This window comes from Shewanella acanthi, assembly GCF_019457475.1.
GTDB classification, from domain to species: Bacteria; Pseudomonadota; Gammaproteobacteria; order Enterobacterales; family Shewanellaceae; genus Shewanella; species Shewanella acanthi.
Window position 1 is genome coordinate 2,924,216 of the sequence record NZ_CP080413.1, and the last position, 26,759, is coordinate 2,950,974.

Annotated in this window: 25 protein-coding genes and 1 other annotated feature; of the genes, 5 read left to right on the top strand and 20 right to left on the bottom strand. The window is 46.5% G+C overall.

Annotation, left to right across the window (positions count from 1 at the left end; genetic code table 11):
* Nucleotides 1-25 precede the first annotated feature (25 nt).
* On the top strand, nucleotides 26-535 hold the full coding sequence (locus K0H61_RS12620) for an RDD family protein (protein ID WP_220049702.1): 510 nt from the start codon (nucleotides 26-28) through the stop codon (nucleotides 533-535).
* Nucleotides 536-622: 87 nt separating this feature from the next.
* Here K0H61_RS12620 and lptG read toward each other — a convergent pair whose 3' ends face one another.
* Both lptG and lptF read right to left on the bottom strand, forming a co-directional pair.
* A complete protein-coding gene (gene lptG / locus K0H61_RS12625; protein ID WP_220049703.1) occupies nucleotides 623-1,681 on the bottom strand; it encodes an LPS export ABC transporter permease LptG in 1,059 nt (352 codons plus the stop codon).
* Nucleotides 1,678-2,790 (bottom strand): LPS export ABC transporter permease LptF, encoded by a 1,113-nt coding sequence (lptF, locus tag K0H61_RS12630; RefSeq protein WP_220049705.1) that lies wholly within the window; start codon nucleotides 2,788-2,790, stop codon nucleotides 1,678-1,680. The genes lptG and lptF overlap by 4 nt, the downstream gene beginning before the upstream one ends.
* Before the next feature lie 252 nt (nucleotides 2,791-3,042).
* Between lptF and pepA the strand changes: the two genes are divergently transcribed.
* Together pepA and K0H61_RS12640 are read left to right on the top strand one after the other, a co-directional pair.
* Entirely contained in the window at nucleotides 3,043-4,551 is a 1,509-nt protein-coding gene (gene pepA / locus K0H61_RS12635; RefSeq protein WP_220049706.1) for a leucyl aminopeptidase, read from the top strand.
* Between the two features lie 170 nt (nucleotides 4,552-4,721).
* Nucleotides 4,722-4,841, top strand: a sequence feature (Phe leader region).
* Nucleotides 4,842-4,879: 38 nt separating this feature from the next.
* Nucleotides 4,880-6,874: a chorismate mutase gene (locus K0H61_RS12640; protein ID WP_220049707.1), complete on the top strand. Its 1,995-nt coding sequence runs from the start codon at nucleotides 4,880-4,882 to the stop codon at nucleotides 6,872-6,874.
* A gap of 164 nt (nucleotides 6,875-7,038) precedes the next feature.
* Here K0H61_RS12640 and K0H61_RS12645 read toward each other — a convergent pair whose 3' ends face one another.
* The 10 genes from K0H61_RS12645 to ffh all read right to left on the bottom strand — a co-directional run bounded on the left by K0H61_RS12645 (nucleotide 7,039) and on the right by ffh (nucleotide 16,736).
* Nucleotides 7,039-7,374 carry a hypothetical protein gene (locus K0H61_RS12645; protein WP_220049708.1) on the bottom strand — a complete coding sequence of 112 codons (336 nt, stop codon included), beginning with the start codon at nucleotides 7,372-7,374 and terminating at the stop codon, nucleotides 7,039-7,041.
* A gap of 180 nt (nucleotides 7,375-7,554) precedes the next feature.
* A complete protein-coding gene (locus K0H61_RS12650; protein WP_220049709.1) occupies nucleotides 7,555-8,661 on the bottom strand; it encodes an FAD-binding oxidoreductase in 1,107 nt (368 codons plus the stop codon).
* A gap of 65 nt (nucleotides 8,662-8,726) precedes the next feature.
* Nucleotides 8,727-10,391 carry a hydroxylamine reductase gene (gene hcp, locus K0H61_RS12655; protein WP_220049710.1) on the bottom strand — a complete coding sequence of 555 codons (1,665 nt, stop codon included), beginning with the start codon at nucleotides 10,389-10,391 and terminating at the stop codon, nucleotides 8,727-8,729.
* A gap of 254 nt (nucleotides 10,392-10,645) precedes the next feature.
* Nucleotides 10,646-11,785, bottom strand: a complete 1,140-nt coding sequence (gene tyrA / locus K0H61_RS12660) for a bifunctional chorismate mutase/prephenate dehydrogenase (protein WP_220049711.1) — start codon at nucleotides 11,783-11,785, stop codon at nucleotides 10,646-10,648.
* A 23-nt stretch (nucleotides 11,786-11,808) separates the two neighbouring features.
* On the bottom strand, nucleotides 11,809-12,900 hold the full coding sequence (locus tag K0H61_RS12665; protein ID WP_220049712.1) for a 3-deoxy-7-phosphoheptulonate synthase: 1,092 nt from the start codon (nucleotides 12,898-12,900) through the stop codon (nucleotides 11,809-11,811).
* Between the two features lie 290 nt (nucleotides 12,901-13,190).
* The gene (gene rplS, locus K0H61_RS12670; RefSeq protein ID WP_220049713.1) at nucleotides 13,191-13,544 is read right to left on the bottom strand and encodes a 50S ribosomal protein L19; all 354 of its coding nucleotides are present in this window, start codon (nucleotides 13,542-13,544) and stop codon (nucleotides 13,191-13,193) included.
* A 34-nt stretch (nucleotides 13,545-13,578) separates the two neighbouring features.
* Nucleotides 13,579-14,325, bottom strand: a complete 747-nt coding sequence (trmD, locus tag K0H61_RS12675) for a tRNA (guanosine(37)-N1)-methyltransferase TrmD (protein WP_220049714.1) — start codon at nucleotides 14,323-14,325, stop codon at nucleotides 13,579-13,581.
* A gap of 15 nt (nucleotides 14,326-14,340) precedes the next feature.
* The gene (gene rimM / locus K0H61_RS12680) at nucleotides 14,341-14,871 is read right to left on the bottom strand and encodes a ribosome maturation factor RimM (RefSeq protein WP_220049715.1); all 531 of its coding nucleotides are present in this window, start codon (nucleotides 14,869-14,871) and stop codon (nucleotides 14,341-14,343) included.
* 20 nt (nucleotides 14,872-14,891) lie between these two features.
* A complete protein-coding gene (rpsP, locus tag K0H61_RS12685; protein ID WP_220049717.1) occupies nucleotides 14,892-15,143 on the bottom strand; it encodes a 30S ribosomal protein S16 in 252 nt (83 codons plus the stop codon).
* Nucleotides 15,144-15,362: 219 nt separating this feature from the next.
* A complete protein-coding gene (gene ffh / locus K0H61_RS12690; protein ID WP_220049718.1) occupies nucleotides 15,363-16,736 on the bottom strand; it encodes a signal recognition particle protein in 1,374 nt (457 codons plus the stop codon).
* Between the two features lie 285 nt (nucleotides 16,737-17,021).
* Between ffh and K0H61_RS12695 the strand changes: the two genes are divergently transcribed.
* Together K0H61_RS12695 and K0H61_RS12700 are read left to right on the top strand one after the other, a co-directional pair.
* On the top strand, nucleotides 17,022-17,810 hold the full coding sequence (locus K0H61_RS12695) for a cytochrome C assembly family protein (protein ID WP_220049719.1): 789 nt from the start codon (nucleotides 17,022-17,024) through the stop codon (nucleotides 17,808-17,810).
* Nucleotides 17,811-17,913: 103 nt separating this feature from the next.
* Nucleotides 17,914-19,185, top strand: coding sequence for an HlyC/CorC family transporter (locus tag K0H61_RS12700; RefSeq protein WP_220049720.1), 1,272 nt, complete (start codon nucleotides 17,914-17,916; stop codon nucleotides 19,183-19,185).
* A 77-nt stretch (nucleotides 19,186-19,262) separates the two neighbouring features.
* Here the strand turns inward: K0H61_RS12700 and K0H61_RS12705 are convergent, their stop codons facing one another.
* The 8 genes from K0H61_RS12705 to lepA form a co-directional block, all read right to left on the bottom strand.
* The gene (locus K0H61_RS12705) at nucleotides 19,263-19,799 is read right to left on the bottom strand and encodes an Mpo1 family 2-hydroxy fatty acid dioxygenase (protein WP_220049721.1); all 537 of its coding nucleotides are present in this window, start codon (nucleotides 19,797-19,799) and stop codon (nucleotides 19,263-19,265) included.
* A 228-nt stretch (nucleotides 19,800-20,027) separates the two neighbouring features.
* Nucleotides 20,028-20,411, bottom strand: coding sequence for a holo-ACP synthase (acpS, locus tag K0H61_RS12710; protein WP_220049722.1), 384 nt, complete (start codon nucleotides 20,409-20,411; stop codon nucleotides 20,028-20,030).
* A complete protein-coding gene (pdxJ, locus tag K0H61_RS12715; RefSeq protein ID WP_220049723.1) occupies nucleotides 20,411-21,148 on the bottom strand; it encodes a pyridoxine 5'-phosphate synthase in 738 nt (245 codons plus the stop codon). The genes acpS and pdxJ overlap by 1 nt, the downstream gene beginning before the upstream one ends.
* A gap of 111 nt (nucleotides 21,149-21,259) precedes the next feature.
* The gene (gene recO, locus K0H61_RS12720; RefSeq protein WP_220049724.1) at nucleotides 21,260-22,009 is read right to left on the bottom strand and encodes a DNA repair protein RecO; all 750 of its coding nucleotides are present in this window, start codon (nucleotides 22,007-22,009) and stop codon (nucleotides 21,260-21,262) included.
* Nucleotides 22,010-22,030: 21 nt separating this feature from the next.
* Entirely contained in the window at nucleotides 22,031-23,050 is a 1,020-nt protein-coding gene (gene era, locus K0H61_RS12725; RefSeq protein WP_220049725.1) for a GTPase Era, read from the bottom strand.
* Nucleotides 23,047-23,727 (bottom strand): ribonuclease III, encoded by a 681-nt coding sequence (rnc, locus tag K0H61_RS12730; protein ID WP_220049727.1) that lies wholly within the window; start codon nucleotides 23,725-23,727, stop codon nucleotides 23,047-23,049. The genes era and rnc overlap by 4 nt, the downstream gene beginning before the upstream one ends.
* A 1-nt stretch (nucleotide 23,728) precedes the next feature.
* Complete coding sequence (gene lepB / locus K0H61_RS12735; RefSeq protein WP_220049728.1) at nucleotides 23,729-24,646, bottom strand: signal peptidase I; 918 nt, start codon at nucleotides 24,644-24,646, stop codon at nucleotides 23,729-23,731.
* Nucleotides 24,647-24,826: 180 nt separating this feature from the next.
* Nucleotides 24,827-26,617: a translation elongation factor 4 gene (gene lepA, locus K0H61_RS12740; protein WP_220049729.1), complete on the bottom strand. Its 1,791-nt coding sequence runs from the start codon at nucleotides 26,615-26,617 to the stop codon at nucleotides 24,827-24,829.
* Nucleotides 26,618-26,759: the final 142 nt, after the last annotated feature.

Consider the following 26,759-nt stretch of genomic DNA (forward strand, 5'->3'; position numbering starts at 1 on the left):
TCATTTTTAGGATCAGGAAGAGCCGATGATAAACACTGAACATGCTAATTTTCCCAGAGCGGGATTTTTCCGTCGCCTTGGCGCCATCATTTACGATCTGCTGCTTGCAGTTGCCGTGTATATGTTTTCCGGAGCCATCGGCTTCGGGATTTTCTTTGGCCTCACAACCACCAACCTTATCAGCATAAATGGCTTTGAGCATGTGTCTGATGCACTTAATGGCACGCCCATTTACCACGGCATTTATCAATTCTGGTTGGTAGTATGTGTCAGCACCTTCTATGCGCTGTTTTGGAGCAAGGGCGGTCAAACCCTCGGCATGCGCGCCTGGCGCCTTAAAATCCAGCACCCTAATGGCCAAAACTTAAGTTTAATCACCGCCTATGCTCGAATCATTTGGTCGCTACTTGGGATTGGTAATCTTTGGGTGTTAATCAATGCCGATAAGCTCGCGCTGCAGGATATGATGACCCGCTCCGAAGTGGTTGTGCTATCAAAGGAAGCCAATCAAATGCGCAACTGGCACGGCGCTTAAGCACGCATAATCAGCAAACCCACTTAGATTGAAATAATAAAAAACGACGCGAAAGCGTCGTTTTTTATGTCTTTAGTCCAACCGATATTATCGCCTGATAAAATAAAAGGCGATACAGGTAAACAGTAGACTCGGCGCCATCGCCCCCACATAGGCGGGAAGCTCATAAACCATACTCATGGGGCCAAAAATCTCGTTACTGATGTAGAAGCTAAAGCCGGCCACCACACCGAGTAATACACGGGCGCCCATAGTTACGGTACGAAGTGGTCCAAACACGAACGACAGTGCCACCAACATCATCACGCCTACTGTTATCGGCTGCATCAACTTGCGCCACAGTGCTAACTCGTAACGACTAGGATCTTGACTGTTGTTTTTCAAGTATTCGAGGTAGCCCATAAGGCCACGAATGGAAAGGGCCTCGGGTTTTGCCGATACCACACTGAGCTTGTCTGGGGTCAGACTCGAACGCCAATTGTCATCATTAAGCTGCTCCAACTTGACCTCATCATAACTTAAAGCGGTACGCTTAACGTCAATAAGGTGCCAGCTTTCGCCATTAAATTGCGCGCTCTTGGCGTGTACTACGTTGGTGAGTTTAAGATCCGAATTAAACTTATATAGAGTGATGTTATTAAGTTTATCGATGTCGGCAACTTCGCCGATATTCACGAATAAATCCCCATCCTTAGCCCAAATCCCGCGGTGGGATTTAATCAAACTACCACCAGAAATTTTAATCGCTTGCAGCTCATTTGCCCTTTGCTCGGCAACGGGCGCGCCCCACTCGCCTAACGCCATTACCATTAACATTAACGGTACTGCGGTTTTCATTGCCGATAGTGTGATTTGCAGACGGGACATCCCCGATGCTTGCATGACCACCAGCTCAGAGTTTGAGGCCAGCATGCCCATACCAATCAGTGCACCGAGCAGCACCGCCATCGGGAAGAACATTTCGATATCCCGTGGCACCAGATAGAGCACGTAAATACCTGCATCCATCATGCTGTAACTGCCTCGGCCAACTAAACGTAGCTGATCGACCCATTTGATAATGCCCGAAAGCCCAGTTAACACCAACAAACACAATGCCGAAGTGCTGAGCAAAACCCTAGCGATATATAAGTCTAAAATCTTCATGCAGCCACCTTACGGCGCGCCATTGCCGTTGTTAAACGCCCAAATAGCGGTCTGTCTTTACCGAGCAGCAAAATACCCATAATCAACGCCGACACATGGATCCACCACATGCCTAAATATTGCGGGATAACGCCATCCTGCAGCGCCTTTTTACCTGCGACCATCAGGCCGAAGTACCCTAGATAGAGCAGCACTGCAGGTAACATCTTGGCAAATTTACCCTGACGCACATTCACCCTCGCAAGAGGTACAGCGATTAAGGTCATAATTGGGATGGCAAGTGGAATCGCTAAACGCCAATGAAACTCGGCAACGGCCTCAGGGCCTTCGACCTCGCGCAACTTAGCCAAAGGCAGCGACGATAATTTCCGACGACGCTCATCAATTTGCTGCTCTTTTATCTGCATTTTATAACCACCAAACTCAATCATTTGATAGTCTTTTTGCTGTGGACTGCCCTGATAACGCACTCCATCGTTTAACTGCAATTGCTGTGCGCCGTTTTGATCTTCAATGACACGTCCGCCCTTGGCAACCACCACGTTAGTCAAACCGATTTCATCATTCGGATCGGGTAACTGGGCAACAAACACTTTATCAAGTTCATTGTCTTTACCTATGCGCTCAACGAACAGCACTGCGCGGCCATTGGGACTCGCCTGAAAACGGCCTTGAATAAGTGCGGCAAGACCGGCCTCAGATTGCGCTTTTTCAAGCACTTGGTTCTGCAGCTCCTCAGCCCATGGCGCAACATAGAGGGACAAATACCCCGTAAACAACATGTTCAGGATGGCGAGAATTAAGGTTACTCGGGTGACATACCATTCACTGACGCCAACACCGTGAAGAATGACCATTTCGTTTTCGGCGTACATCCGGCCGTGGGCCATCAAGATGCCAAGGAATAAACTTAAAGGTAAAACCAATACCACTAAATAGGGGAGATTAAGACCGATTAAGGTCGCGATGAGAGATGCGGGAAATTCCCCATCTGAGGCGTCGGCCAGTATGCGAACGAAATGCTGGCTAATAAAAATAGTTAGCAGTACAAAAAGTACGGCAATTTGCGCCTTTAAAACTTCTCGAATAAGGTATTTAAATACAATCACAGGTAGGATCCGACCTCTAAATCTTATCTTTTTACTGGAAACAGACTAACTTTCATGTAAACTGTCCACTTTTGGTAGTTTTCTGACCAGCTTCAGGGGATTATGGCAAACTTAAGTATCACGAATTTTCACAAAACATGATGCAATTGCCTATAATAAATCACCTTTGGAGTAATAACTTAGGCCCTTTCGGGACAGGCAGACATTATCCAATAAATATAAAAATTTGTCTTTAAGAATCTAGGAGTGCTCATGGAGTTTAGCGTAAAGAGCGGTAGCCCCGAAAAACAACGCTCAGCCTGCATCGTTGTCGGTGTTTATGAACCCCGCCGTCTATCCGGTATCGCCGAGCAATTAGACAAGATTAGCGAAGGTTACATCAGTAATCTACTGCGTCGCGGTGATTTAGAAGGCAAGCCTGGCCAGATGCTATTATTGCACCACGTTCCCAATGTCCTCAGTGAGCGTGTACTGTTAGTCGGTTGCGGTAAAGAACGTGAACTGGACGAACGTCAATACAAACAAATTATCACAAAAACAATCAATACCTTAAATGAAACTGGTTCAATGGAAGCCGTGTGTTTCTTGACCGAGTTACATGTTAAGGGACGTGATACTTATTGGAAAGTTCGTCAAGCAGTTGAGACGACTAACAGCACCCTGTACAGCTTTGACGCACTAAAAACCCGTAAGGGGGAAACCCGTCGTCCACTGCGTAAATTGGTATTCAACGTACCCACTCGCCGTGAATTGACCTTAGGTGAGCGCGCCATTGAACACGGTATGGCAGTGTCAGCGGGGATGCATTTATGCCGCGACGTGGCTAACATGCCACCGAACATCTGTAATCCAGCCTATTTAGCCTCTCAAGCCCGTCAACTGGGTGAAGTGCATGAAAACCTGCACGTGACTACGATTGGCGAAGAGCAGATGGCTAAATTAGGCATGAACTCATACCTTGCCGTTGGCCGTGCAAGCGCGAACGAATCCATTATGACAGTGATGGAATACAAGGGCGCAATCGATAGCACTGAAAAACCTATCGTATTGATTGGCAAAGGCTTAACCTTCGACTCAGGCGGTATTTCATTAAAACCTGGCGAAGCCATGGACGAAATGAAATACGACATGGGCGGCGCTGCGGGTGTTATCGGCACCATGAAAGCCATTTGTGAAATGAAACTGCCAATCAACGTTGTCGGTATTCTCGCTGGTTGTGAAAACATGCCATCGGGCAATGCTTACCGTCCAGGTGACATTTTAACTACTATGTCTGGCCAAACTGTTGAAGTATTGAATACCGACGCAGAAGGCCGTTTAGTATTGTGTGATGTATTAACCTACGTTGAACGGTTCGATCCAGAGTTAGTTATCGACACCGCCACCCTGACCGGCGCCTGTGTTATTGCACTAGGTAAACACGCTTCAGGTCTGTTCTCATCGCACAACCCACTGGCCCACGAGCTGTTAAATGCGGGCGAGCAAAGTGGTGACCGCGCATGGCGCATGCCACTGTGGGATGAATACCAAGACATGTTAGATAGCCCGTTTGCGGATATGACTAACTTAGGTGGTCGTCCAGCTGGCGCTATCACTGCGGCTTGCTTCCTGTCTCGCTTTGCGAAAAAGTACAACTGGGCTCACTTAGACGTGGCCGGTACTGCATGGAACAGCGGCGCAAACAAAGGCTCAACGGGTCGTCCAGTGCCGATTTTAACTCAGTTCCTGATTAACCGTGCTGGCGTCGAATTAGGCGAGTAATCATCACGATGATTAATGAAAAGGCGAAGCTTAATGCTTCGCCTTTTTTATTTATCTTCGGCACTATCGCTGACAATGTTCGGCAAAACGTTTGAAAGCCAAATAAGATGCTCTTTTATGAGTAAATTTTGATTGACAGTCACGCCCTCGCCCATTAGTTTAAATTCCATGAAAACGATTACTTCTGCTTTTTTTACTTTCTTTTTTACACCCCCACTCTAGGAGGCGGATTTACTGTGTAAAAACGAAAGTAAAAATCCAAAGCCTCCCAACTGGGAGGCTTTTTTGTCTAATTCGATTGTTAACTGCGGCGGCACATGAGGTCAGAATGCAAAAACCACAGCCTTTAAATCAAACGCGAGAGCAAATTACAAATCTTGATAATGAGCTATTGTCATTACTCGCCGAACGCAGACGCTTAAGCCTCGAAGTTGCTCGCAGCAAAGAAGTCGATATCAGACCCATTCGCGACACCCAAAGGGAAAAGGAGTTACTTGCTCGCCTCGTCACCATTGGCCGTGAAAAGGGCTTAGATGCCCATTACGTACTTTCGCTCTACCAAAGCATTATCGAAGACTCAGTGCTGAATCAACAGGCTTATCTCCATGGCCGCGCCAACCCTGAAACCCAAAAGCAGCAATACTGCATTGCCTACTTAGGTGCTCGTGGTTCTTACTCCTACTTAGCCGCGTCACGTTATTGCCAGCGCCGTCAAGTGGAAATGCTGGATTTAGGCTGCCAGAGCTTTGATGAAATTGTGCAGGCGGTGGAGTTAGGCCATGCCGATTATGGCTTTTTACCGATTGAAAACACCTCATCGGGCTCGATTAACGAAGTCTACGATGTGTTGCAGCACACCAGTCTGTCGATTGTGGGTGAAACCACCATCGAAGTAAGCCACTGTTTGTTAGGTAAACCTGGCAGTAAATTATCCGATATCAAAACCGTTTACGCCCATCCGCAGCCCATTAGCCAATGCAGTCGCTATCTCAGTATGCACAGGGAATTAAAGCTGGAATACTGCTCAAGCAGCGCCGAAGCGATGGAGATGGTTAATCAATGTCGCGACAATAGCGCTGCAGCCATCGGTAGCGCCGAAGGTGGTGCGCTTTATCAGTTAGAGTCGATTGAATCGGGCCTTGCCAATCAAAAGATAAATCAGAGCCGCTTTATAGTGGTCGCTCGCAAGGCTGTTGCTGTGCCAGAACAATTGCCCGCTAAAACTACGCTAATTATGGCGACAGGCCAAAAGGCTGGCGCCTTAGTCGAAGCGCTACTGGTACTGAAAGCCCATCAACTAAACATGAGCAAGTTGGAGTCTCGCCCCATCCCAGGAACCCCTTGGGAGGAAATGTTCTATTTAGATATTGATGCCAATATCTCCAGCGCAGCCATGCAGGAAGGTTTAAAGCAGTTAGAGCGGATAACTCGCTTTATTAAAGTCTTGGGTTGCTACCCATGCGAGACAGTAAAGCCTACTCAGCTCAGTAACAGTCAACTGTTGATTGAGCCAAATACCTCAAAGTCTCAAGTGATTAGTGAGCCACAGGCGGAGTCAGCCGCCCAGCCAGTCCGTTATAGCAAAGCCTATAAAGCCAATGCGAGTGAAATCCAGTGCGGCCCATTCACTATTGGCGCTGGCCATATTGGTGCTATCGCAAAAATCACCTTAACCGATGCGCTGCCGAATATTGTTCTCTCAAGTTTTGAGCATAGGGCAAAACAGTTAAAATCGGCTGGATTCCAAGCCGTTATCCTAGAGGGCTGTCAGCGACTTCCCTCAACTGAACTGACGCTGCCTAAACTTCGTCAAACATTGCATCAATATGATTTGCTGTGCATTGTGGCAATTGAACAAAGTAGCGATCTGACAGTGGCAACCCAACAAGGGGACATGCTGTTGTTGACGGGCAAACAGATGTTCAATCAATCTTTGCTGGCACAGGCAGGAACCCTGCCCATGCCATTAATTCTTGAGCGCAATGAGATGGCAAGCTTAGAAGAATTCCTTGCAGCGACTGAAGTCATTTTAAGCCAAGGCAATCAGCAGCTGATACTGTGTGACTCAGGCATTCGCACTTTTAATAATGCCAATCTACCGACCTTGGACTTAGCTAGCCTTATTCAAATTAAGGCCACTAGCCACTTACCGATTGTGATAAATCCCTGCAATGCCATTACAACTGACGCCTTGCTACTGCAAACAAAAGGCATTAAACAGCTAAATGCCGATGGTTTAGTGCTAAATTGCACCCTAGGGGAAGAGGGAGAACAGGATTCACTGCCTATGATGGCCGAGGTCGTGCGCGAGTTATATCGCTAGCGCTTGAATCTTAAGGGCACTGTCTGCCCATACAGTAAAAAAGCCATAAAGAAAAAGCCCTTAACATCGCGTCTCAATGTTAAGGGCTTTTGCTTTAATAGAACGAACCTAGACGCTAATACCGAAAATGGTCTATCTAAGCACAACTGCATTCCAGGAGGTGATTAGACTTCTAACCCATCAATTAAGCTTAACCAACCCTTAATAATCCGATGGCAAAACCAAATGATGCCAAAAAGATAAATCGACAGACTAAGCCAAAGAGTCGGCACAAGATAACCCAATACCAGCAGACTTAAAAAAATGATGTTGGAATAACGCTGCCAACGAAGGTGGGAATTTAACAGGGTATTGGCCGAAGTTTGGCGCTGCGACAAATTAATAAACAAACTTAGCAGCAACGGCACTAACAATAATGGAAAGCCAGACATTAAGGCATAAAGCAAATGGCCTAAGCTGCGGTCTTCAACTTTTGCGGCATAAGTGGTTGTCGTTGTCATTGAAAGACTCCAGCCAGACGATGGATAAGCTCTACATTAGCACCTCTATTTAACCTTACGTTCTTGCGAATATATTCGCAACCAAGTCGGAAAAATATTTACCTTATCAACCAAAGCAAGCACCACACAAAGGAATATGTCAGCGCATCACGGCTAAATGCCTTTACAGGATGGACACATTTAAAGCACTAATCTCACATCCGACTTTAGCCTGGTTGAGCAGGCTAACACGTAACCCGATTCAATTTCAGCTGGCGTCAATGTCATCTGGCTTGTGGATTCTGTATCCCCTTCCACGACCTGACATTTACAGGCGCCGCACACGCCCGAGCGACACGCCGCAATAATGGGCAATCCTTCGGCCTCAATTCCCTCTAGTAAAGTTTGCTCAAGCGACAGTAATCGCGTTTTGTCTCCAATGGATAACATAAAACCATTCGCTGAAGGGGGAGCTGCATGCGATTTTGCTTGCAAAACTTGGCACTGCGCCTCTTTAACAGCGGTAGCAAAACTCTCGTGATAAAGGTGACTTAAGTCGAAATTAAGCTCTGTGAGTATGTGTTTTACCGCCTGCATATAGTGCTCTGGGCCACATAAGAAAACCGTTCTTTGCGCCAAATCAGGCACGAGGTTAATCAAGTTTTCCGCAGTTAAACGCCCCAGTTCATGTACAACATTTTCATCATGCCAGGCCGAATCGGTTGTAACCTCCTCTACCATATAGCACAATTTAAAATAATGTTTGCTCTGCGCAAGGGTCTGTAAAGAAGATTTAAAAATGATATCGGCTTGCGTTTTAGCGCTATGAACAAAGGCGATATCGGCATGCACCCGAGTATCAGTCAAATAACGCGACATCGAATACATAGGTGTAATGCCGCAGCCTGCACTCAAAAATAGGTACTTTTCAGCCGGAATATCAAACAGATTAAATTGCCCTGTCGGCGGTAATACCCTCACGGACTGACCTGGTTGGAGATAATCAATCAAGTAATTAGAAACGAGTCCACCCGTTACGCGCTTAATGGTCACCATTAACGAATAGGGCCGAGAGGGGGAAGAAGACAGGGTATAACTACGACAAGCTTGCTCACCATTGATATCGAGCACAAAGGTCATAAATTGACCCGGCTTATAATCAAATCTCATAGGCTCTGTGGCTTGAAAGCGAAAACTCACCACGTCTGCAGTCTCATCCCAACGCTCGACACAGACTAGTTGATTAAAAACGGTTTGAGATGTGGTGAACGAAAGCGAAAATTCATTCGATATAGTACTGATATTCATAGTTTGTGTATCCATTAGACGGCGGCTTTTGTCTAAAGCCGCCGAGCATATTTGGATTGAACTGCTTATGCTACGTTCAACATGGTCTTAAGATCGGCTTCAACCGTGGTGGTATTACGCAGACCAAATTTTTCTTCCAGAATCTTGGCAAGATTCGCCGTTAAGAACGCCGGCGGCGTTGGGCCAGTGCGAATGTTTTTTACCCCAAGTGACAGCAGGGTTAGCAGCACCACAATCGCCTTCTGCTCGAACCATGAGAGTACTAAGTTCAGTGGTAATTCATTAATATCGCACTCGAAGATTTCAGACAGCGCAATCGCTAACTGGATAGCCGAGTAGGCATCATTACACTGGCCGATATCGAGTAAACGTGGAATCCCATTGATGTCGCCAAAGTCCAATTTATTGAATTTGTACTTACCGCAACCTAAGGTCAGAATGACAGAGTCCTTCGGCGCCGATTTCGCTAAGTCGGTGAAATAGCTACGCTCAGACTTATCACCATCACAGCCACCCACAAGGAAGAAGTGCTTAATTGAACCATTCTTCACATTTTCAACCACAGTCGGTGCCGCAGTCATTAGCGCATTTCGGGCAAAACCAATCGTAATGTTGTGGGGGATTTCATCGAATTGGAAACCATCTAATGCCAGAGCTTTATCAATCACCACCGAGAAGTCATCACCCGTTATATGGGTAACACCTGGCCAACCAACGATACTGCGGGTAAAAATACGATCGCTATAGTGGCCAACATTCGGATCGATAATGCAGTTAGACGTCATCACAACTGCGCCAGGGAAATTCGCGAATTCTTTTTGCTGATTCTGCCAAGCACTGCCGTAGTTACCCACTAAATTCGGGTATTTTTTAAAGGCTGGATAGGCAAGCGCTGGCAACATTTCACCATGGGTATAAACGTTAATGCCCTTGCCAGCGGTTTGCTTAAGGATAAGCTCTAAGTCTTTCATATCGTGACCAGAGACTAAAATCGCCTTACCTTTAACAAACTTAGTGTTTACCACTGTAGGCTCAGGGTGACCGAAGGCTTCAGTTTCACCCGCATCGAGCATCGCCATAATGCGATAGTTCAGCTGACCAATTTCCATCGCAGTTGAAAATAACTTATCAGCATCGACACTCGGTTCACCGAGGAACGCCATCATCTGATGGAAACTGGCGGCGATATCAGCGTCGGTTTTACCGAGTACGCGGGCGTGCTCCATATAAGCTGCCGCGCCTTTAAGGCCATATAAACAAAGTAATCTTAAGCCTAAGATATCCTCATGAATGTCATTTTTATCTTTATTCAGTGCGGCTATCGGCGCTTGAGTGAGCATTTCAACCTTGCTGGTTCCTAGGATTAACTGCGCCACCTCAGGAACATGTTCTGGCGTTTTACCAGCCTGTGCACAAGCGGCCTCATAGGCATTTTTTAAACTTTCACGGTATGTCGCCGCTTGCTTAGCGTACTCAACGATTCGCTCATCATCGAAATTAACATTGGTCAGAGTAGAGAAAAATGCTTTGGGGACAAAGCTGTCGATTTGCGAATCAATAATGCCAAATTCACGCGCCTTCACCGCATAAACTGAAACGCCCTGAAGCATATAAATCAATAGGTCTTGCAAATCTGAAGTGGCTGCCAACTTGCCACACATGCCTTGGGCATAGCTACAACCATTGCCAACTGGGGTACGAATAGTTTGCTCACACTGAATACAGAACATGGATAGACTCCTTATATTTAATTCATGCATTATTTATACATGTTAAAAACAGTCTACCGAAACGGCGTATAAGTGATAGATCTTTTTCATTTCATATCGCAAATCTTAGAGAAGGATCACTTATTAACTTTTCGTTAGCATTAATTAAAAGGGTGGCAATGTGGACCTTATTGTCTTGCGCTTTTTGCATAAAAAAATGCCCATCGATGATGGGCACTTTGCTAAAAATCTTATTGATGACTTGTGCGTATCAATCAACTTGTTCGCATATCATTGACGGACTGGAGCATTGCTCGGCTTTCTTGCTGGAACTGCGGCGCAAAATCCCCAAACCATTTAGCAACTGTCTTGAACTGGGCAATAAACTCTGGCCTATCGCCACGCTTAAGCATCTCAAGCGCATCACGGTAATTCTCTAAATAGTCACTTATCGCATGCTGACTGTCCTGCTGGGCAAAGATAATGTCGGCATAGAGCTCTGGGCTTTGGGCAAATAAACGCCCTACCATAGCAAGCTCTAATCGATATATGGGCGAGCTAAACTGCAATAGCGTTTCAATATCCGCCTCTTCCTTACAAAGGTTAAGACCGTAGACAAAAGTCGAGAAGTGACGCATTGCCTGCACTAGTTGCATGGCATTATCGTGGCGTTCCGCTTCAGCCTCGACTAAACGCGCGCCCCAAATGGCGATCTGATCGAGCAGCCATTGGTATTTATCTTGTTCACGTCCATGGCAAACCACAACAACTTGCTTCGCAAAGCTGCCGACATCTGGGCCAAACATAGGATGAAAGCCTACTACAGGGCCAGGATGCGCCGCCATCATTGCATCGACGGGCTCAGCCTTAATCGAGGTGAGATCTGCCAAAATACAGTTCACAGGCAATCGGCTTAGCTTGTCGCGAATAAGTTCACAGGTAATGGCAATTGGTACAGTGACCAGCACTAATCCCGCATCCGCAAACACAGTTTCAGCACGCTGCCAATCGTTCTTATCGATTGTTTCAACTTGATAGCCCGACAAGCAAAACATCTGTTTAAACAGACCACCAAGTTGCCCCTTACCACCGACAATCACCACGGTGCCAAGATCGTTTTTAACCTGCTTAAAGCCCACATCCTTTTCGTTTAAGTAGGATTCACGCATGAGACGCCTAAGAATATCTTCAATAAGCTGTGGGGCTATTCCCATTCCTTTTGCTTCATCTCGGCGCTTAGCTAACATTGCAGCTTCGCGCTGCGGTGCATAGATAGGTAAACCTGCAGCATGTTTCACCGTGCCGACTTGGGCGACAAGATCTAACCGCTTACGCAGTAAATGCAATAACTGCTGATCCACGCCATCGATTAGACCACGAAGGTGCTCTAATTCCGCCGTTGTTTTTTCACTCATCATCTAGTCCTTGACCATAGCGTTTATGCATTAGCAACTTTGAGCATATCAAAACGCGTTGCCAATACTGAAGATAACTTCGAAGCCCCCGCACGTAAAACGCTTTCGGTTTTTTCCCAATTAATACAGGAATCTGTGACCGACACTCCATAGGCTAATTCGCTTAGCGGTTTATCACAGCTTTGATTACCCTCGTTTAAGTGGCTCTCTAACATGACGCCAATAATGGATTTATTACCATTGTAGATTTGCGCAAACACATCCTCACACACGGGCACTTGACGGGTGTAATCCTTGGAAGAGTTACCATGGCTGCAATCGATAATCAGGCGAGCGTTAAGTTTTGCCTTATGTAACTGCGCCTCACACTCGGCCACACTCGCGGCATCGTAGTTTGGTGTTGCGCCGCCGCGGAGGATCACATGGCCGTCAGGATTACCCGCCGTTTGCAAAAGCGCCACCTGCCCCTGTTGGTTAATGCCCATAAATCGATGGCTACTTGCCGCCGATTTCAGCGCGTTGATAGCTACATCGAGTTTGCCATCGGTGCCATTTTTAAAACCAACGGGCATAGAAAGCCCCGATGCCATTTCCCTGTGGGTTTGTGATTCGGTGGTACGGGCACCGATGGCTGACCAAGTGACCAATTCAGAAATGTACTGCGGACTAATAGGATCGAGCGCTTCAGTCGCCACAGGAAGTTCTAATTCTGCTAGCCAAATCATCAGCTCGCGCGCCATTTTAAGGCCCTTCTCGACATCGAAGGATTCATCCATATCGGGATCGTTTATCATCCCCTTCCAACCAACCGTAGTGCGTGGTTTTTCAAAGTAGACCCGCATCAGGATGTAGAACTCATCACTTAACTCGTCGTGAAGTTTTTTAAGCTTTAAGGCGTACTCCTTGGCAGCATCAGTATCGTGAATAGAGCAAGGGCCAGTAATGATAAGCACGCGGTTATCACGTTTATGGACGATATCAGCAACGGTTTGACGGGCGTTAAGAATATAGCGATATGCATGCGTAGATAGCGGCAGAGCCTCTTTAAGCTCCTGCGGCGTAATTAACACTTTCTCTGAACTGATATGGACGTTGTTAATCGTATCTTGCTGCATGTTTATCACCTAAAACCTAAGTTAATGACCCTATTACATTGGCTGCTTAAAATGCACCTTGGGGATTTAAGAAAATGTGAGTCTACCGCTTAATGTAATTTTGTAATGCTACATCATTACAATGAGCGACCACTATGCCTGTTCACAGAGGGAAGATCAAGGAGGAATTCACATCTTTAGCAAAATTGAGACAATTTGCGGTTTCAATAACAAATTGCAGGCAACAAAAAACCGCCACGAGGGCGGTTTTCTGTGCGAACACTACGTCTTGTTTTCTGTAGCGGGTACTATTACTTAGTTGCCAGCTTTTCACGGATACGTGCAGATTTACCTGAACGCTCACGTAAGTAGTACAGTTTGGCGCGACGAACGCGACCACGACGCTTAACTTCAATGCTAGCGATCAGCGGGCTGTGCGTTTGGAATGCACGCTCTACACCTTCGCCATTAGAGATTTTACGTACTGTGAATGCAGAGTGCAGACCACGGTTACGTTTAGCAATTACAACGCCTTCGAAAGCCTGTAAACGCTCTTTATCACCTTCTTTAACACGAACCTGAACTACTACTGTATCACCAGCACCAAACGCAGGTACGTCTTGTTTCATTTGCTCATCGTTGAGCATTTTAATGATGTTGTTCATAACTTACTCCGTTCTAGAATTAACTGAGCTACGACTAAGCATTCTTGTCCATTGCTTCAACGAACTGCGCTAAAAGAGTCGATTGTTCGTCAGTCAGAGCTAGATTTTGCAATAATTCTGGTCGTCTCAGAAAAGTCCTACCAAGGCTTTGCTGTAAACGCCAGAGTCTAATTTGTTCGTGGTTGCCACTTAGCAGTACTGCTGGTACATCGAGTCCATCCAAGCTTTCGGGACGCGTGTAGTGAGGACAATCCAGTAATCCATCGGAGAAAGAGTCTTGCTCCGCTGAAGCTTGTTTTCCTAGCACGCCAGGAACCAATCTCGATACTGCATCAATCAGTGTCATCGCGGGTAATTCGCCGCCCGAAAGCACGTAATCCCCAATCGACCACTCCTCATCCACTTCCGTTTGAATAATGCGCTCATCAATACCTTCGTATCGACCACACACCAAAATCAACCGGGGTGATTCAGCCAACTCAGTAACGCCTCGCTGATCCAGCTTACGTCCTTGAGGTGACAAATAAATCACCTTCGCACCTTCGCCTGCTGCGGCTTTCGCAGCATGGATGGCATCGCGCAAGGGTTGCACCATCATCAACATTCCGGGGCCACCGCCGTAAGGCCTGTCATCCACCGTACTGTGTCTATCATGGGTGAAATCGCGAGGATTCCACGTATGCAACTCAAGCAGACCGTTCTTCACGGCACGACCCGTAACGCCAAAGTCTGTTACGGCACGGAACATGTCTGGGAACAGGGTGATAACCCCTAACCACATATGTTGTACCTCGACTTAGAAGTCAGGATCCCAATCCACTAAAATCTGTTTACCTTGGACATCCACCTTCAGGATGAATTGTCCTGGGACAAAGGGAAGCATACGCTCCACTTTGCCGAAACTATCTTTGGCATTGGCTTTAACGAGTAGCACGTCGTTCGAACCGGTTTCCACGATTTGAGCGACAACCCCCATGTTATAACCATTGGTATTAATCACTTCACAACCGATGAGGTCACGCCAGTAGAATTCATCTTCTGGCAAATCGTTCATCTGTTCTGGCAGGATACCAATTTCGCAATTGGTGAGCATTTGCGCTCGCTCCCGCGTGGTGACACCTTCAAGCTCGGCGACAACCGCCTTGCCTTGGTAACGCCACTGAATGACCTTTATTTCACGCCATTCACCGTTTTCTTTAATAAGCCAAGGTGAATAGTCAAAGATACCTTCAACAGAATCGGTATAGGCGGTGATTTTCAGCCAACCTTTAATGCCATGACAGGAGCCTAATTTCCCCAGTACGACTGGCTGTTGGTTACTGCTCATCAATCTATACCTTAACGCTATTAAGCAGCAGCTTTACGAGCGTCTTTGATCAGTTTTGCTACGCGATCAGTTGTCGCAGCGCCGTTCGCAACCCAGTGCTCAACACGAGCTAGGTCTAAACGTAAAGTTTCTTCTTGGCCACGAGCCAATGGGTTGAAGAAACCAACACGCTCAATGAAACGACCGTCACGAGCGTTACGGCTGTCAGCAACAACGATGTTGTAAAATGGACGCTTTTTAGCGCCGCCACGAGCTAAACGAATGGTAACCATGCGTTTTCAATCCTCTAATGATTTGCATTGAAGCAAAAATAAAAACTGGAACCCCGTGTTCGCGAAGAGTCCCAGAAAGAAAGCCGGAAGATTTTACCTGACTTTTCAACGAATGCAACCAAATCTGGCGATTATTAAATCGCTAGATTGGCTGCAGTCCTTGGGTCAAACCCTATCAACCAACTGATAAAACATTAACTTTGGTGCAAATGGCGACCATTAACGGCCTGGAAATTTCATTCCGCCTGGCATCATGCCACGCATACCACGCATCATCTTTTGGATGCCGCCCTTGGCCGACATCTTCTTCATCATCTTTTGCATCTGAGTAAACTGTTTTAACAAACGGTTTACATCTTGAATTTGAGTGCCAGAACCTGCAGCGATACGACGCTTACGTGAACCCTTGATTAAATCAGGGTTTTGACGTTCTTTGGCTGTCATCGAGTTAATGATAGCTTCCATTTGACGGGTCATTTTACCGTCTTGAATTTGAGAGAGCGCTTCTGGTGGCAATTGGCCAACACCTGGCAGCTTTTCAATCATGCTCATCATGCCGCCCATGTTTTTCATTTGCTGCAGCTGCTCACGGAAATCTTCTAAATCAAAGCTACCGCCCTGCTTCACCTTTGAAGCCAGCTTCATCGCCTTTTCTTTATCGACACCGCGCTCAACTTCTTCGATAAGCGACAGCACATCGCCCATACCTAAAATGCGTGACGCGATACGATCCGGATGGAAAGGCTCAAGTGCATCGGTCTTTTCACCCACACCGAGGAATTTAATCGGTTTGCCAGTAATGTGGCGAATCGATAACGCCGCACCGCCGCGCGCATCACCGTCAACCTTAGTTAAGATAATACCGGTCAGTGGCAGCGCTTCGTTAAAGGCTTTAGCGGTATTGGCCGCGTCTTGACCCGTCATGGCGTCGACTACAAACAGGGTTTCAATTGGATTAACCGCGGCATGTAGCGCCTTGATTTCATCCATCATGGCTTCATCGACGTGCAGACGCCCCGCGGTATCGAGTAAAACTACATCGATAAACTTAAGTTTTGCGTGGGCAATTGCTGCTTTAGCAATATCAATTGGCTTTTGGCTCACATCCGATGGGAAGAATTCCACATCGACTTCAGACGCTAAGGTTTCTAGCTGTTTAATCGCCGCTGGACGATAAACGTCGGCGCTGACCACCAGAACTGATTTCTTATGGCGAGTACGGAGCAATTTACCGAGCTTAGCAACGCTGGTTGTTTTACCCGCACCTTGAAGACCGGCCATCATGACAACCGCAGGCGGCTGAGTGGCTAAATCTAGGGCTTGGTTTGCCTCACCCATGGATTTTTCAAGTTCACTTTGAACTATTTTAATAAAGGCTTGACCCGGACTTAAGCTTTTAGCGACTTCCTGGCCTACGGCACGCTCTTTCACATTGTTAACGAATTCACGCACTACAGGCAGGGCAACATCAGCCTCCAGCAGCGCCATGCGCACTTCGCGCAGGGTTTCCTTAACGTTTTCTTCAGTTAAGCGACCACGGCCACTGATATTTTTCAGCGTGCGTGACAGTCTGTCGGTTAGATTCTCAAACATCGTCCTGCTCTATACCTTTAGGATCTCGATTAATGGCCTGTATTATAACGATGCGGACGTATTATGCTACTGTCACACAACACTTGGGTTAATTAGCTGTTCTTACGCCCAGCTTTAAATTTTGCGTATAGAGGACAATTTTTTTATCTAACAATAAGAATCTGCTTAATTTTGCAACTTATGTCACTGCCCATTTGCCAAGCGCTCATGTTATTCTAGGGGAAATATTGATCTGCTTGCAGTGCTTCTTAGGCACCATTAACAACACAAATAGGTTAAGTACCCATGGTCATTTTTTCTGCCTCAGCCATGTTTTTTTACTGCATCGCCTTGGTATTGGTAACGAGCCGCTTGCTGCATCCTGATGGCCCGAATCGGAAAGCCGTTGCCACTGTTGCAGGCATAGGTGTGATTTTACATGCCGTTGCCCTCTATATGGCGATATTCACCCCAAATGGTCAAAACTTCAGTCTGACCAATGTGATATCACTGGTGAACTGGATTATCGCCTTCACCTTCACCATATTGATGCCAAGGTTAAAACTTATCGTCGTCGTGCCCGTGGTATACGCCTGCTCCATTTTGTCTGTGGCATTGCTTTGGTTGTTACCTCCCAAATTCATCACCCATTTTGAGCTTTATCCCGAAGTGTTGGCCCACGTGGTGCTCTCGCTTATGGCGTACAGTGCGCTAATGATTGCGGCGCTGTATGCAATTCAGTTGTCCCTAATCCAAAGTAAGCTGAAGAAAAAGCAGTTGATGTTAAGCCCAAGCATTCCACCGTTAATGACGGTAGAAAAGCAGCTCTATCATTTAGTCATAATCGGGGTGATCTTACTGAGCTTATCCCTAGCAACGGGTTTTATTTTCCTCGATGACATGTTCGTTGGCGGCAAAGGGCACAAAGCCATTTTGTCTATCATTGCTTGGTTTGTTTATATCGCCATGCTGTGGCAACAATATTCCGTGGGCTGCAAAATCCGCACGGCAGTCATCTATACCCTGTCCGGTGCCACACTATTGTCAATGGCGTATTTTGGCGCTCGCATTGTCAAAGAGTTAATCCTTAGTTAATAATTTCAAGTCAGCAAAGGCAGTTATTGCCTTTGCTGACTTGACACTCAAGCCTATTCTCGGTATTTACATATTCTTTGCGGCCTAATTGGAGCCTATTTTTTTGGACGCTATATCGACAAGCGCACTCCTTCTTTTCTTGCTAGTGCTAATCCTCATCTCAGCCTACTTTTCAGGCTCAGAAACCGCCATGATGACCCTTAACCGCTATCGTTTAAGACATCTCGCCTCAAATGGTCACAAAGGGGCACAGCGTGCACTGCATCTACTCGATCGCCCAGATAAACTAATCGGCGTGATCCTCATCGGCAACAACCTTGTCAATATCTTAGCTGCGCAGGTTGCGACCATCATAGGCATGCGTTTATACGGCGACATGGGGATGGCCATTGCAACTGGCGTCTTAACTCTACTTGTACTGGTATTTGCCGAAGTGACTCCCAAAACCTTGGCGGCGTTGCACCCAGAACCTATCGCCTTCCCCTCCAGTTTTTTACTCCGCTGGTTATTAGTGATTTTGTCACCATTGGTACGGGTAATGAACATCATTACCTCATCGTTGTTGCGCCTGATTGGGGTTCATTCGGTGAAAACTAATGAGGCTCTCAGCCAAGAGGAACTTCGTACCGTTGTTCATGAGGCCGGCGCCCTTATCCCCCAGCGCCATCAAGAAATGCTGTTATCGATTCTAGATTTAGAAAAAGTCACAGTAGAAGACATCATGGTGCCACGCTCGGATATCTATGCCATTAATGTTAATGATGACTTTAAATATATCAATCGTCAGGTAATCCAAAGCCCACACACCCGCGTACTGGTTTATCGCGATACCATTGACGATGCTGTTGGTTTTATCCATTTACGCGATGCTCTTCGCTTACAATCTAAAGAACAATTCAGTAAGTCTTCCTTACTTCGCGCCGTAAAAGAACTGTACTTTATTCCCGAAGGCACGCCACTCAACGTGCAGCTGGCTAATTTCCAGCATAACAAAGAGCGTATCGGCTTAGTTGTAGATGAATACGGTGATATTCAAGGCCTTGTGACACTTGAAGATATTCTCGAAGAAATTGTTGGGGACTTTACCACCTCAATGCTCGCCACTCCGAGCGAAGATATTAACGTGCAGCAGGATGGCAGCTACTTAATCGATGCCAGCATCACCATCCGCGATCTCAATAAAGAAATGAAGTGGGACTTCCCAACCGATGGCCCGAAAACACTCAACGGTCTTATCTTGGAATATTTAGAGGATATCCCGTCGGAAAATACCAGTTTACGCCTCGCTGGCTACCCCCTCGAAGTCATCGAGGTCGCCGATAATATGATTAAAACAGTACGTATTATCCCACAGCATTATCAGCAGCCACGCTAAAATTAAACTTTACAACAAAAGAAAAAAAGGCTGAATCCAAGTGGAAATCAGCCGTTTCTCCTCTCCCCCGAGATAACCTATCTTACGCTTTGTGTTTTAAGTCTTGCCTCCAGTTGGCGTCGCTTTTCAAGGGCTATCGGCGTAATCTCATCGTTAAGTGGCTTTTCAAGCCCCAACATAAAATACAGTTCTGCCATCAGAAAAAATGGCCCAATTAGTAATTGGTTTAAATCATCGACAAAGGCAGGTTTTGCCTTTTCATAATGATGACCAATGAGTTGGAATATCCATCCAATAATGAATACGCCTAACCCTAGCCATAAGGCATCGGCGGAGCGTACTGCAAGCTCTGTGGTATAGACCACGGGGATCACAAATAAAAACAGTCCAAGCGCTAGGCGCAAATGTAAACGTACATAGTAAGCCAATACACAGGCGCCTAAAATCACCCCAAGGCTTAATTCACCTATGGGGCCAAGGGAAATGCGAATCGTCGCTAGCAGTAAAAAAGCCGCCCAGATAATCATTGGAATGCCAATAAAGTGGGTTTGGATATTACGTTTATCCAAGTGCACACTTTTATAGGTTGATAACTGCTCGACGGCTGATTTCATCTCAAGTTCCTCGATTTCTACCGATAAAGGACTTCCTACTTGCCACTGCATTCGTATCTAACACACAAATGCACGTGAAGTCATAACCTAGCCCAAAAGTAGCCTACTTAACAGATAAAGTTAATTAAATGTTGCAATAAAATGATGATGGGTTGGATGATATAAGAAAGGGAACCAGAGGTTCCCTTTCTTATGAGCAATCAAGACTTATCTCAAGTGCGGTTATACTCAAACAGATTCGAGTATAACCGTAGCAATAGCGTAGGACTTTTCATCGGCGATAGAGATATGGCCAACCGCGCCCTTAAGTAACTCGAGCCTTGAGCGCGCACCATCGGTAAACTGAATGGTCGGCGCACCATCACTATTGTTGCCAATGTGGATATGTTGAAACGACACGCCTCGGCCGATACCCGTTCCTAGTGCCTTAGCGGCGGCTTCCTTTGCCGCAAAACGTTTGGCGAGGTATCGACTTGGCTGACTATGATTTAGGTAAATCTCAAGCTCAGCTTCCGTTAGCACTCGCTTTGCTAACCGGTCACCGCCACGTGCAACCTGTGCCTCAATGCGCCCAATCTCAACGATATCTGTACCTAAACCGACAATTGCCATTACTCGCCTCTGCGCCCTTCTAGCATCAGGGTTTTCATATCCTTAACCGCCGTCGCTAAACCATCAATTGCCGCACGGGCGACAATTGCGTGACCGATATTAAGCTCATAGAGCTCAGGAATGGCCGCAATCGGTTTAACGTTGTGGTAATGCAATCCATGACCTGCATTGACAATTAAGCCTTTGCCGTGGGCGTATTTCGCCATTTCGGTGATGCGAGCAAGCTCTTTTGCCGCTTCCTCGTCGGTTTTCGCATCGGCGTAACAACCGGTATGGATTTCGATTAATGGCGCGCCAGAGGCATGTGCTGCGTCAATCTGGTCTTTATCGGCATCGATAAATAATGACACTTTAATGCCCTCTGCGGCTAAGCGCGTCACTGCTGCGGTGATCTTGTCTAATTGTCCCGCCACATCCAAACCACCCTCAGTGGTCACTTCTTGACGCTTCTCTGGGACCAAACAAACGTAAGTGGGTTTGACTTCACAGGCGATATTGAGCATTTCTTCAGTGACGGCGCACTCGAAGTTCATTCGCGTCTTCAGGGTCTTAGCCAGTAAATAAACATCGCGGTCGATGATGTGGCGTCTGTCTTCACGCAAATGAATGGTAATACCATCGGCGCCAGCATGCTCTGCAACGGCTGCTGCATGAACGGGATCTGGATAACTAGTACCACGGGCGTTACGCAAAGTGGCGATGTGGTCGATGTTGACACCCAATAAAATACCGCTCATCGGGAACTCCTTGTTTGTAGGACTAATACTTGAGCCTGCAGTTAATGCAAACTTTTAAAATAAACAATGCGTCTATTGTACTGGTAGGCGCAGCGAAATACAGACTCTGGGTTAATTATTCCCTGTATTGGGCTGTGATTTAGTTGCGTTAGTTGAGCTTATTAAACTAGTTGAGTTTGTTGAATGAGCCGCATTGATAAACAACTGCCTGCTTACGAGCGGTTTATTGCCAAGTAAAGGCTGCAGCATAGCGCGCATCAAACGCTTAGCGCTCATAAACTGCGGTTCAATCAGTTGATTATCATTCAAAGCGATAAGCATCTCACCTTGATATGCGTGTCTCGCTCGGCTATTGAGTACAAACTGAAAACCATGTTCAGGGATGAGTTGATAAAAATAGTCGCTCATTAGAGGCTCCCCTTGGGTATCTCGAATAAGCGATGGCATAGCGCCGAGCTCCCTTAGCAGTGCCAACTCAAGGTAACGCAGTTTGGACTCACAAAACTCCGTTGCTAGCGCTATCAAGGATTGATGGTAGATAAAAAAAAGCGCTTCAGCGTTGTGGTGTACCGATAGAGTACGCATCAACAACTCGTTGATATACATGCCAGCATAGAGGCTATAACCGCTTAAGGGAATGGCGGGCGCCGCGGCCTCAATTTGGGTTAAGTTTTTTAGCTCGGACTTGCCGCTGAACTCGAAAATTAGCGGCTGAAAAGGCTGAAGAATACTCTTAATCGAACGTTTGCCACTGCCGAGTCTGGCAACTGCATCAACGCGCCCTACACCATCAACCAAGAGATTGACCAGTGCGCTGGATTCGCGATAGGGACGATGATGCAGAACATAACCACGTTTCATCTGTCAGCGGCTCAGGCTCGATTAATCGTCGCCGTAACCAAGGCTTCGTAGGGCGCGCTCATCGTCGGCCCAGCCGGATTTCACCTTCACCCACACTTCGAGGAACACTTTGTTATCAAACAGGGTTTCCATATCGAGACGGGCTTGGGTGGCGATGGTGCGAATGCGCTCACCTTTGCTACCAATCACCATACGTTTTTGGCCTTCACGCTCAACAAGGATTAGGGCGTTAATTTGATATACGCCGTTCTCCATCATCTTGAACTGCTCGATTTCCACCGTGGCGTCGTAGGGTAATTCATCCCCTAAAAAACGCATCAGTTTTTCTCGGACGATCTCAGAGGCCATAAAGCGCTGGGAACGGTCGGTCACATAATCTTCAGGGAAGAAGAAGGGATTCTCGGGCAGAGATTCTGATGCCATATCCAGAATGCGTTTAACGTTAGTGCCTTTACTCGCTGAAACCGGCAGAATTTCATCGAAGGGGTACTTCTTCGCAATCTCTTCCAAATAAGGGAAAAGCGCTTCTTTGTCTTTGATATTATCGACTTTGTTAATAGCAAGAACGGTTTTACGCTCTTCACCGCCACGGCGTAATTTGCTGAGCACCATTTCGTCATCAGCGGTCCAAGTCATGCCATCGACCACAAAAATGACCATAGACACATCGGCTAATGAACTTGCCGCGGCGCGGTTCATCAAACGGTTGATGGCGCGCTGCTCTTCAATGTGCAGACCTGGGGTATCGATAAACACGATTTGACGCGGACCATCGGTATGAATACCCATGATGCGATGACGAGTGGTTTGCGGTTTTTTCGAGGTGATACTGATTTTTTGCCCAAGCAAACGATTCAGTAAGGTCGATTTACCCACGTTTGGGCGGCCAACAATCGCTACCATACCACAATAGGTCACATCATAGTGCACCGTTGGCGCAGCTGTACTTGCTGCATTCATCCTTGCCAGTAATTCATCTAAGCTCGGCTCATTGCTCGCGTTTGCGGCATCGATACCTGGCAAGTCTGTTTTTTTGGTCATTTCTTCAGTAACTCCAATACTTGAGCAGCGGCAATTTGCTCGGCCTTACGACGCGAACTCGCGACACCGATAACGCTCTGACTCAAGTCATTTATACGACATTCAACAGTGAATGTTTGATCGTGGGCATCGCCTTCTATATTGATCACTTGGTAATCGGGAAGCGGTTTCTTAAGGCCCTGTAAATATTCCTGTAATAGGGTTTTAGCGTCTTTTTGGTTCACGCCTGGTTGGATTTCGGCGAGACGCTCTGCATACCAGTTAAGTAACAGTTTACGGCAAACCTCTAAATCCGAATCTAAGTAAATCGCACCGATAATGGCCTCAACCGCATCGGCAAGGATGGATTCACGTCTAAAGCCACCACTTTTCAGCTCACCAGGGCCTAAAAACAGATAATCCCCTAGCTTAAATGCCTTCGCAATAAGCGTTAAGGTGTCACCGCGAACAAGCGTTGCCCGCATACGACTCAAATCACCTTCGGTTGCCTTTGGAAATTGGTGATATAACGCATCCGAAATCACAATTGATAGAATCGAATCGCCTAAAAATTCTAAACGCTCATTGTGCTTATTTGCCGCACTTCTATGGGTCAATGCCTGGGTTAATAAGTCCATATTTTTGAACTCATAACCTAAGGTACGGCACAGACGTGGCAAATTCTTAATCGGTTCCATGCTACTTAATTCCACCTACTCGCTCAAAACGCACGCCACTTGGTACCCAAGTCGGCAGGAAATCTGCTTCTGTGCGGTCAAATTCAAAACTAATCCAAATAGCGACTGCTTTCCCGACTAAGTTAGCCTCTGGTACAAAGCCCCAGAAACGACTATCGGTACTGTTATCGCGGTTATCCCCCATAGTAAAGTAATGACCTTCTGGCACTAAGAACTCCCCCGCAGGGAGTCCTGCTTCACGTTTAAAATAGCCCAACATGTCAGGGCGACTCGGGTTAATTAAAATATCGTGTGCCACATCGCTAAGCTGCTCTTGATAGCGCAGTAAAGGCACGCCATCCTGCGTAAAATCGCCACGGCTAATTTCGGTACGGGCAACGACTTCTGGCTCTGGACAGTTGGTTTGGGATTCATCACAGGCTTTTTGAATCATCAACTGCTTATTGCGGTAAATAATTCTGTCACCCGGTAAACCAATGACGCGCTTGATATAGTCAATTTGCGGATTCTCTGGATATTTAAACACAATCACATCACCGCGCTTAGGCTCACCCGTTTCAATCAGTTTAGATCGCCAAACCGGGTCTTTAAGGCCATAGCTAAACTTTTCGACCAAAATAAAATCACCAACCAACAGGGTTGGCATCATAGAACCCGATGGAATTTGGAATGGCTCATAAATAAATGAGCGGAGAATCAATACAAAAGCGATAACCGGGAAGATAGAGTGCGCGGTTTCAACCACGGCAGGCTCACGAACTATATTGTATTCAGCCTCTTCGCTCAACTCAGGCTGAGCGGCCTTTGCTTGGGCCAAACTTTCACGGCGTTTGGGGGCAAATGCCAGCACATCGACTAACCAAATCAGCCCTGATGTCAGGGTGACCAGCACTAAAATAAGGGAAAAATAGGCTGCCATTACTTATTGAACTCCTGCCTTGAAATGTAAAGATCCAAACTCAGCGACTATTGTATGTAGATTATCGAACTTTAGTTAACTTACCGTATCGGTGAAAAAACACCACTGAACAAACGATAAGCTAAATAAAGCGCCGCAAACTGCGGCGCAATAATCAGGCTAACTTGTGCTAATCGAGCCTTACTCGTTTAGCTTCAGTACCGCGAGGAAGGCCTCTTGTGGTACTTCGACGTTACCCACTTGTTTCATCCGTTTTTTACCCTCTTTTTGTTTATTTAAGAGTTTCTTCTTACGGGAAACGTCACCACCGTAACACTTAGCCGTGACGTCTTTACGCAGGGCTTTTACGGTAGAACGGGCAATGATCTGGCTGCCTACGGCGGCCTGAATCGCGATATCAAACATTTGGCGTGGAATAAGTTCTTTCATCTTCTCAACCAACGCCAAACCACGGTGACGAATGTTAGAGCGGTGAATAATCATCGCTAACGCGTCAACGCGATCACCGTTGATCAGGATGTCTAAACGCACCATATCAGCAGGATCGAAGCGAATAAAGTTATATTCGAGTGACGCATAACCGCGGCTGGTTGATTTCAGACGGTCGAAGAAGTCCATCACCACTTCCGCCATTGGCAGATGGTAAGTCACAGCCACTTGGTTACCGTGGTATACCATGTTCACTTGGGTACCACGTTTTTCGATACATAGAGTGATTACGTTACCTAAGTATTCTTTTGGTACCAGAATGTTAGCTTCAACGATTGGCTCACGCATCTCTTCAATGTTATTAATGGCAGGTAAATCTGCTGGGTTATCAACATAGATGGTTTCGCCGCTGGTCAACACGACTTCGTACACAACCGTTGGAGCTGTGGTAATCAGGTCAAGATCATACTCACGCTCTAAACGCTCCTGAATGATTTCCATGTGGAGCAAGCCTAAGTAACCAATACGGAAACCAAAGCCTAATGCAGATGAACTTTCTGGTTCGAAGAATAAGGAAGCATCGTTCAAACTCAGCTTGTTCAGTGCGTCACGGAAGTTCTCGTATTCATCGGTAGAAATAGGGAATACACCGGCATAAACCTGAGGTTTCACTTTCTTAAAACCAGGTAATGGCTTCTCTGCGCCATGCTTAGCCAGCGTTAAGGTGTCACCTACTGGCGCACCGTGAATCTCTTTAATACCCGCGATAACGAAACCTACTTCACCGGTTTTAAGCTCGGTTTTGTCGGTTTGTTTTGGCGTGAAAATACCCACGCGATCGGCGGTGTGGTTTTGTCCAGTAGACATCACCTTGAACTTATCGCCCTTCTTCAGTACACCATTTTTAATACGTACTAAAGAGACAACGCCTAAGTAGCTGTCGAACCAAGAGTCGATGATAAGTGCTTGAAGTGGCGCATCAGGATCGCCTTCAGGCGGTGGAATTTGGTCAACGATAACTTCTAATACGTCATCGATACCCACACCGGTTTTGGCGGAGCAGCGCACTGCATCCATCGCATCGATACCCACGATGTCTTCAATCTCGGCGGCTACGCGCTCAGGATCGGCCTGTGGTAAGTCGATTTTGTTCAGGATTGGCACCACATCAAGATTCATGTCTAATGCGGTGTAGCAGTTTGCTAAGGTTTGCGCTTCAACACCTTGGCCAGCATCGACTACCAGCAAAGCACCTTCACAGGCGGCTAATGAACGGGAAACTTCATAGGAGAAGTCCACGTGACCAGGCGTATCAATAAAGTTAAGTTGGTATGTTTCGCCGTTTTTAGCTTTGTATTCCAACGTAACGCTTTGCGCCTTAATCGTGATACCACGCTCACGCTCTAAATCCATAGAATCAAGAACTTGAGCATCCATTTCACGATCGGATAAACCGCCACAAACCTGAATTAGACGATCTGATAGCGTCGATTTACCATGGTCGATATGGGCAATAATTGAGAAGTTTCTAATGTGTTTCATTATGCTGCAATGACTATTACTGAAAATGGATACGATTCAAAGGTGCGAAATTGTACCTGATTGCGGTTTCAATACCAATCAGATTCACTCATCCTTGTCCTTTGAGCTAATAAACGACGGATTAAATCACCTGTATTGATCA

Bases quoted from the DNA above. Each gene is read 5' to 3' on its own strand.
- pepA (WP_220049706.1), top strand. From the start codon at position 3,043: ATGGAGTTTAGCGTAAAGAGCGGTAGCCCCGAAAAACAACGCTCAGCC.
- rnc (WP_220049727.1), bottom strand. From the start codon at position 23,727: ATGGAACCGATTAAGAATTTGCCACGTCTGTGCCGTACCTTAGGTTAT.
- recO (WP_220049724.1), bottom strand. From the start codon at position 22,009: ATGAAACGTGGTTATGTTCTGCATCATCGTCCCTATCGCGAATCCAGC.
- lepA (WP_220049729.1), bottom strand. From the start codon at position 26,617: ATGAAACACATTAGAAACTTCTCAATTATTGCCCATATCGACCATGGT.
- trmD (WP_220049714.1), bottom strand. From the start codon at position 14,325: ATGTGGTTAGGGGTTATCACCCTGTTCCCAGACATGTTCCGTGCCGTA.
- K0H61_RS12650 (WP_220049709.1), bottom strand. From the start codon at position 8,661: ATGAATATCAGTACTATATCGAATGAATTTTCGCTTTCGTTCACCACA.
- K0H61_RS12620 (WP_220049702.1), top strand. From the start codon at position 26: ATGATAAACACTGAACATGCTAATTTTCCCAGAGCGGGATTTTTCCGT.
- K0H61_RS12640 (WP_220049707.1), top strand. From the start codon at position 4,880: ATGCAAAAACCACAGCCTTTAAATCAAACGCGAGAGCAAATTACAAAT.
- lepB (WP_220049728.1), bottom strand. From the start codon at position 24,646: ATGGCAGCCTATTTTTCCCTTATTTTAGTGCTGGTCACCCTGACATCA.
- K0H61_RS12695 (WP_220049719.1), top strand. From the start codon at position 17,022: ATGGTCATTTTTTCTGCCTCAGCCATGTTTTTTTACTGCATCGCCTTG.
- lptG (WP_220049703.1), bottom strand. From the start codon at position 1,681: ATGAAGATTTTAGACTTATATATCGCTAGGGTTTTGCTCAGCACTTCG.
- acpS (WP_220049722.1), bottom strand. From the start codon at position 20,411: ATGGCAATTGTCGGTTTAGGTACAGATATCGTTGAGATTGGGCGCATT.
- rplS (WP_220049713.1), bottom strand. From the start codon at position 13,544: ATGAACAACATCATTAAAATGCTCAACGATGAGCAAATGAAACAAGAC.
- rpsP (WP_220049717.1), bottom strand. From the start codon at position 15,143: ATGGTTACCATTCGTTTAGCTCGTGGCGGCGCTAAAAAGCGTCCATTT.
- K0H61_RS12665 (WP_220049712.1), bottom strand. From the start codon at position 12,900: ATGCAGCAAGATACGATTAACAACGTCCATATCAGTTCAGAGAAAGTG.
- hcp (WP_220049710.1), bottom strand. From the start codon at position 10,391: ATGTTCTGTATTCAGTGTGAGCAAACTATTCGTACCCCAGTTGGCAAT.
- pdxJ (WP_220049723.1), bottom strand. From the start codon at position 21,148: ATGAGCGGTATTTTATTGGGTGTCAACATCGACCACATCGCCACTTTG.
- rimM (WP_220049715.1), bottom strand. From the start codon at position 14,871: ATGAGCAGTAACCAACAGCCAGTCGTACTGGGGAAATTAGGCTCCTGT.
- K0H61_RS12705 (WP_220049721.1), bottom strand. From the start codon at position 19,799: ATGAAATCAGCCGTCGAGCAGTTATCAACCTATAAAAGTGTGCACTTG.
- K0H61_RS12645 (WP_220049708.1), bottom strand. From the start codon at position 7,374: ATGACAACGACAACCACTTATGCCGCAAAAGTTGAAGACCGCAGCTTA.
- ffh (WP_220049718.1), bottom strand. From the start codon at position 16,736: ATGTTTGAGAATCTAACCGACAGACTGTCACGCACGCTGAAAAATATC.
- tyrA (WP_220049711.1), bottom strand. From the start codon at position 11,785: ATGAGTGAAAAAACAACGGCGGAATTAGAGCACCTTCGTGGTCTAATC.
- era (WP_220049725.1), bottom strand. From the start codon at position 23,050: ATGACCAAAAAAACAGACTTGCCAGGTATCGATGCCGCAAACGCGAGC.